Source organism: Acidobacteriota bacterium (genome assembly GCA_012517875.1).
In the GTDB taxonomy this organism is placed as follows: Bacteria; Acidobacteriota; JAAYUB01; order JAAYUB01; family JAAYUB01; genus JAAYUB01.
In genome coordinates this window covers 1-5,913 of record JAAYUB010000137.1, presented here as the reverse complement: position 1 = coordinate 5,913, position 5,913 = coordinate 1, and the positions used below count along the sequence as shown (strand labels likewise).

Annotated in this window: 5 protein-coding genes; 1 reads left to right on the top strand and 4 read right to left on the bottom strand. The window is 65.7% G+C overall.

Features of this window, described 5'->3' with window-relative positions:
• From GX414_13960 to GX414_13950, 3 genes are all read right to left on the bottom strand, one after another.
• The coding region (locus tag GX414_13960) for a fumarate hydratase (GenBank protein NLI48207.1) at positions 1-304 on the bottom strand (304 nt) is incomplete at its 3' end.
• A gap of 480 nt (positions 305-784) precedes the next feature.
• Positions 785-1,711, bottom strand: a complete 927-nt coding sequence (locus GX414_13955; protein NLI48206.1) for a CPBP family intramembrane metalloprotease — start codon at positions 1,709-1,711, stop codon at positions 785-787.
• The gene (locus GX414_13950) at positions 1,708-2,205 is read right to left on the bottom strand and encodes a hypothetical protein (protein NLI48205.1); all 498 of its coding nucleotides are present in this window, start codon (positions 2,203-2,205) and stop codon (positions 1,708-1,710) included. Before GX414_13950 ends, GX414_13955 begins: the two co-directional genes overlap by 4 nt.
• 651 nt (positions 2,206-2,856) lie before the next feature.
• Here GX414_13950 and GX414_13945 point away from each other — a divergent pair.
• Positions 2,857-3,177: a hypothetical protein gene (locus tag GX414_13945; protein NLI48204.1), complete on the top strand. Its 321-nt coding sequence runs from the start codon at positions 2,857-2,859 to the stop codon at positions 3,175-3,177.
• Positions 3,178-3,355: 178 nt separating this feature from the next.
• Here GX414_13945 and GX414_13940 read toward each other — a convergent pair.
• Positions 3,356-5,913, bottom strand: a 2,558-nt coding sequence (locus GX414_13940; protein ID NLI48203.1) for a hypothetical protein, incomplete at its 5' end; no start/stop codon positions are given.

Sequence of the window (5,913 nt, the reverse complement as noted above, 5' to 3'; positions counted from 1 at the left end):
CGTTGGGGCGCAGGTAGGTCCGCTTCGTCCCTTCGACAGCGGCGGCTTCCGCCGCGACGCGGTAGTCCTGTTCCCGCTGGCCCACCGGAAAGTCGATGTAGAAGTTGATGGACCCGGTGTCCTGGCAGATGGGCGTAGAGGCCTCGCGGGCCATGGCCACGTTCTCCAGGATGGTCCCGAACACGCTCTTGGCGGGCTGGCCCGCTTCCTCCCGCTCGTAGGCCTGGCGCAACGCCGCCTCCACGTCGGGGGGGAGGTCGCAGGCGGCGCGGCGCAAGAGCTCCAAAAAGGCGTCCTGCAGCATGCTCGCACCTCGGATGGAAAACTTTAAATGCACTATAAACGGCCCGCCCGGCGGTGTCAAGGCGGTGGGAGAATCATCGCATGGTTAAAGTCAGTCGGTGAATCGGTGAATCAGTGATTGGGTGAATGGGGACTAGGCAGCATTCATTGATCATCGTTCATTGGTCATTTGCCATTGGTCATTTCGGATGGTGAATCGAAAGACGAGAGACGGAGACGTACGACGGGCGGCAAGACAAACGGGAAGACCCGAACTGCAAACCCCAAACCGCGAGACCCGAATTGCGAGCCCCGAACCGCGAACCGCTTGTGCCTATGTCCGGTTTCCGAAGTCCGATAACCGATGATCGGGAACGAGTCTCGAGCCTCAAGTCTCGATTACGACTACGATGACGATGACGATCACGATTACGAATTACGAGCACGAAGTCCGATGTCCGAAGTCCGCTGACCCGAGCGGCGGTCTTCAACCGGATCCGAATCACGGTCCCGCGGTGACCGCGTTCGCCGCCAGGAAGAAAAAGACGGGGATGTCAGCCACCGCGTGGATAAACCAGGCCCAGCCCAGGCCCTTCGTCTCGATGAGGCTCTTGGCCATGAGCCATCCCAGGAAACCGGTCATCACGAGGGTGGGAAAGACAGCCAGCGGGACACCGCCGGCGTAATGGGCGAGCCCGAAAAACACCGCTGTCAGCGCCATCGCCTGGTTCTTGCCCACCGTTCGGTGAAGGGGCGCCACGAGCGACGCGCGGAAGCTGATCTCCTCGCTGAAGGCGTTGAGCAGCGCGCAGAACAGGACCGTCCCGACCAGCGGGAGGGTGTGGGTGAGGACCTCCGCGGTGGGCCGGTTGGCCATCCACATGAACAGACCGATCATCGTGGCGGCCGTGACGGCGACGATGGGCCCGAAGATTTTCCACGGTGTCGGATGCATCAATCCCAGCCAGGGCACCCGCTCCGCCGGCGCGCCCAGGTCGCCGCACATCAGGCCGGCGGGCTGGCGCCGCCGCATCACCAGGAGCAGCGCCACGATCGTGACCGCCGCCAGCGCCAGCTTCATGAGTTGGATCGCCATGATCCCAGCGACCCACCCGGCGTTCTCCTCCCACGCCGCCACCGTGGGCAGGGCACGCACGCGGTCGATGGCCCACCACCCCAGCACGTTGACCAGCAACAGGGTGAAGTAGGCGCCCAGGGGCCGCAGGTGCTTCCAGGCCAGGCCCAAGACGACCATGCCGGCCAGAAGCCCCGCCTTGAACATGATCATTCCCGGCGGCACGGAGCCGATGTAATGGATCCACGCCATATCGGGAATGGTGGACACGCCCAGCGTCACCAGCCAGGCCACGCCCACGCCCGCCACCGGGCCGGCCGGGGCCGGCGGATTGGGTGCTTCCGGTTCGGTCATTCTCGCCTCCGTTTTTCAGCCAGGGTCCCGCGCAGGATAGCCAGCACGGCCCGGTCTTTCTCTCGATCCGCCTCAACCTTCGTCTGGATCAACATCTCCAGACTCAGCAGGCGTACGGTGATTCCCGGCGCCAAGGGGCAGCTTTCGGTCTGGGCCAGCAATTCGTTGAAACCCCACCCTGCCCCGATCTCACCCGACAGGTCGAGGGGACCGGCGCTGGTCATCAACAGCTGATGCCCGGCGGATTGCAGGTGTGCGGCCGTCGGGTGCAGATCCCGCCCTCCAGCGGAGCGATACCGCGCCTGCAAACGGTCCAGGGCGATCAGCAGCCGACGGATATTCTCCGGGTCCCGGGCATGGACAAGGTCCAAGTCGAAGGTCGAGACGGGTGCTCCGTGCAGAACGGCGCACACTCCGCCCACGACGATGAAATCGACATGGTCTTTCAGCAGCGCGCTCAGGATCTTCAGGAAGTCGGGGGTTTCGCCGTTCATGGCCTATCCGCTGGAGAGACCCGACCACATGTTGCAGGTTTTCCAGGCGCTGGAGCGGCGTGAACGACAGCATCCAGCGGATCAACGTCAGGTCCACGCCATCCGTGTTGTAATCGGGAGATTCTGAGGGGGACTGGTCCGACGCGCGATCTTCGGGGTCCCGGGGAGGTTCCGCCATGCCGTCGCTGCATCTGGTTCTCATGTTGCCACCATTTTAGCACAGTACTCGGGTTTTGGGCCTCGGGCCAAACGGTTCGTGTTTTAGGTCTCTGGATTAGGATGTCCCGTCTCATTCAGCAAGCCCATTCAATCTTTCAATAATTCAATACGCAACAGCTAGCCATTACGTTCACAAGCACGATCATGAGCAAGCGAACGAGCGCAAACGATGGGAACGGGAACGAGCCTCGAGCACAACGACGATCACAAGCGCAGCGAGAACAAGCTTCCGGCTTCACGCCTTGCGGCCCGACTTCCGAAATCCGATTTCCGACTCCGACTTCGATCACGAACGGATCGATTCACAGGTAGAAAATGAATCCCAGCCGCCCGTTGACGTTCCGGACAACCCGCCGTTGTGTGATATGATCCTGACGGAATTTCCCGGCGGGCCGTGACATCGGCAAAGCAGAACCGTCGATTGGAGCAACCGTGGCAAACATCATGGCATGGATTCACGACCAGGCGGCGGCCGCCCGCGCTCAGTACGCCGTAAATCCATGGATCTTTCTCGGGCTGATGGTCGCCTGCGCCCCTTTTTTCTACTACTCCATCTACCGCCTCGTCCGGGCGGTGGCCCAAAAGGACACGAGCCGGATAACGCTCTGGAGCTCGGTGTTCCTGGTCGCCACCGCCACCCCGTACCTCTACGTCCTGCTCTTCGGCCGCAACCTGCCGTGGTACGCCTACCTGATCCTGGTGGCGCTATTCGTCCAAGGGATCTGCGGTCTCCGCAAAAAGCTTCGCGCCTGAATTCACCGGCATAAATCGCGATTGATCGCTGTCCTTTCGTTCGGATCAATCAGTCGATTCCGTCGCGGCGCGGAGCTATTTGCCTTGGTCCCGTCGATCTCCGCTATCTATGTCGAAGCGGGTTCTGAGACAGCCGGCTCATCCTTCGGGCGATTTGCCGGGTGCTGACACCGGTGACTCACGGCGCCGGTGGCGATGGGAGCGCCGCCTCCAGATCCTTCAGCACCTGGGCGGCGTCGTAACCGGTGAGCTGGCGGAGCTCCAGCAGGCCGCGGCGGGGCTGCGCGGCCGCGCGTTCCAGAGCCGACTTGAGTCGCACCAGCTGCGCCCGGTCGGGGCTGTCCTTGGCCAGGCCGGGCAGCACCTGGGTGTCCAGTGCCTTGGCCAGGCGGGCGGACCGGTCGGCCAGGGACTTGTGGGTGGCGGGAAGCGCGGCCGCCGGGGGCTGGGGGGCGCCCGCCGCCGGAGGCCCGGCCGTCAGCCCGGTCCACAGCCAGCCGACCCCGCCGTGGGTTGACGGGGCCGGCGGGGGGGCCTGGGGCACTACGGCACCGGGGGCGGCGCAGATCTGGGCGGTCACCTTCGGGTCCTGCATGCCGAGGGCCTGCAGCGCCGTCTCGTTGGCGACGCGGATCTGAATCTGCTCCTTGCGGATTTTCCGGGCATCCTCCTTCAGGCCCTTCTCCAGAAACTTGACCAGCCGGTACTGGCGGGCCTTGTCCACCGCCTCGCTGTTGACGGCGCTGATCCGGTAGGCCTCGGCCATGTGGTTGGAAGCCTTGTCCAGGAACTGCCGCGTCTCTTCCGCCTTGGCGGCCGGCGGGTTGCCGAAGGTGACGATGCCCGCCTCCTCCGGCGTGGCGTGCTTGCGGACGGCGTAGGCCTTGCGGGTGAACTCGCGGTCCTGGATGAGGGGCTTGCCGGCGGTCCGGTTGGCGATGCCGATGGCCTTGTCCACGCTCTTGCCGATGACGTGGAGGTCCGGCTTCGACATGAACGTGTTGATGCCGGCCTCGCTCGCCTTCTTCCAGTTGGCGATCACTGCCCCCCGGGGATCGTAGAATCCGCCCATGCCGCCCGAGGTGTCGAAAATGCCGCCGGGGGTGGGGAACTTGTCGCTGCCGATCTCGGTGTCGTACCAGACCCGGGCGGCGTCGGTGGACGAGCCGAGCGTCTCGCGGCGGACGGGCTTCCAGACGGTGATGTCCAGCTCCGGGATCACCCAGCGGTCGGGAAACTCAAGGGCGTTCGGGCTGATGGCGTTGACGTAGACGCGGCCCTTCTGGATGTCGCTGGCCATCAGGTCCATGTCGCTGAAGATGGTTTCGGGCGCGCCGCCGGAAGACTTGATGTCCCCCTCAGTCAGGCCCAATTTGCGCATCACCTCCTCGTGGCGGGACTGCCGTTTCTCCAGGGGCTTGTACTTGTCGCGGACGGCTTTCATCTCGCCCTCCCACCGCTGCTTGATCTCGAGGTAGCGGGGGTCGTCGGTCTTGGGCGTGCCGTCGGGGTGGCGCGAGCCGGGCGGGATCATGTCCTCGTACTTCCGGGTCAGTTCGGCCATCTCGGCCTTGGCCTGCTGGCGCTGGACGATGATCTTGTACCGGTTCGTCACCGGGGCCATCGCCTGGTCCATCTGCGCCTTCAGCGGGGCGTAGGCGGGGTCGGCGGTGTCGATGCTGCCGTCGGGGCGCTTCGGCATCTTCGGCTCGAACTGTTGGCGGACGCGTTGCAGGTCGCGCTCCATGCGCTGGGCGTTGTCCAGGAAGGCATCGAATTCGGGACCCGGTTTCGGCTTGGTCGGAGGCTTGGTGCTTCCGGCGGGGGCCGGGCCGCCGCCGCGGTAGACCCGGTGGATGTTGTTGAGGGCCAGGGTGGTCACGCCGTCGGAGATCGCTCCCCACCAGCCGCGCTGCTTGCCGGTGGCGGGATCGACGGACTTGAAGCCGTTCACGCCGGCCCAGAGGGTGTCCACGGTGGCGCTGTAGGAGCGGATGCCGTTCTCGAAGGCCTTGGCCAGACCGCCCTCGGCATACCCCGTGCCCAAGCCATACCAGAGCGGGATGGCGGAGCCGCCGGTGACAAAGAAGGCGCCCACCAGGATGCCCGCGTCGGCGGCGGTCTTCACCCCCTCGGCGATGGCCAGGCGGCGCTCGGCGGTGTCGAGGCGTTCTTGGGCCCGGGCCAGTTCCCGGTCGCCCTGCGCCTGGAGCCGGGCGGAGATTTCGCCCGCAATCTGCTGCAGGGCCGCCAGGCGGTCGGGGGACTTCAGCGCTCCGGAGATCCGCGCCTGGACGCTCTCGCGCAGCGCCACCCCCTCGGCGCCGTCCACCTGGCCGGCCACCCGGGAGAGCCGGTTCAGAATCTGGTTCTCGGCCGCAATGGCGGCGATCTCGTCCTGCACCTTGGCCACGAACTCCCGGTTGGTCTTTTCGTCCAGCGCCGTGCGGGTGTGGACGATGGTGCCGGTCTGGACGCTGGCCGCCAGGTCCTGGGTCTTCCGGAGCACATGCTCCTCCCAGTCGAGGCGGTCCTGCAGTTCCTTCCGCGCCTTGTCGGACCGGGCGGCGGCCTGCTGGCCCTGCAGCCAGGCGATGTTCGCCTGGATGATCCGGATCTCCGCCTGGTACTGGGCGATGGCCTCGGCCTTGGCCTGGGCGTCCTCGGCGGGCGGCGCCGGCTGCGGAGCCGCCGGCGCGGGTGCGGCGGGCGGCGCGGCCGCGACAGTGCCGCCGT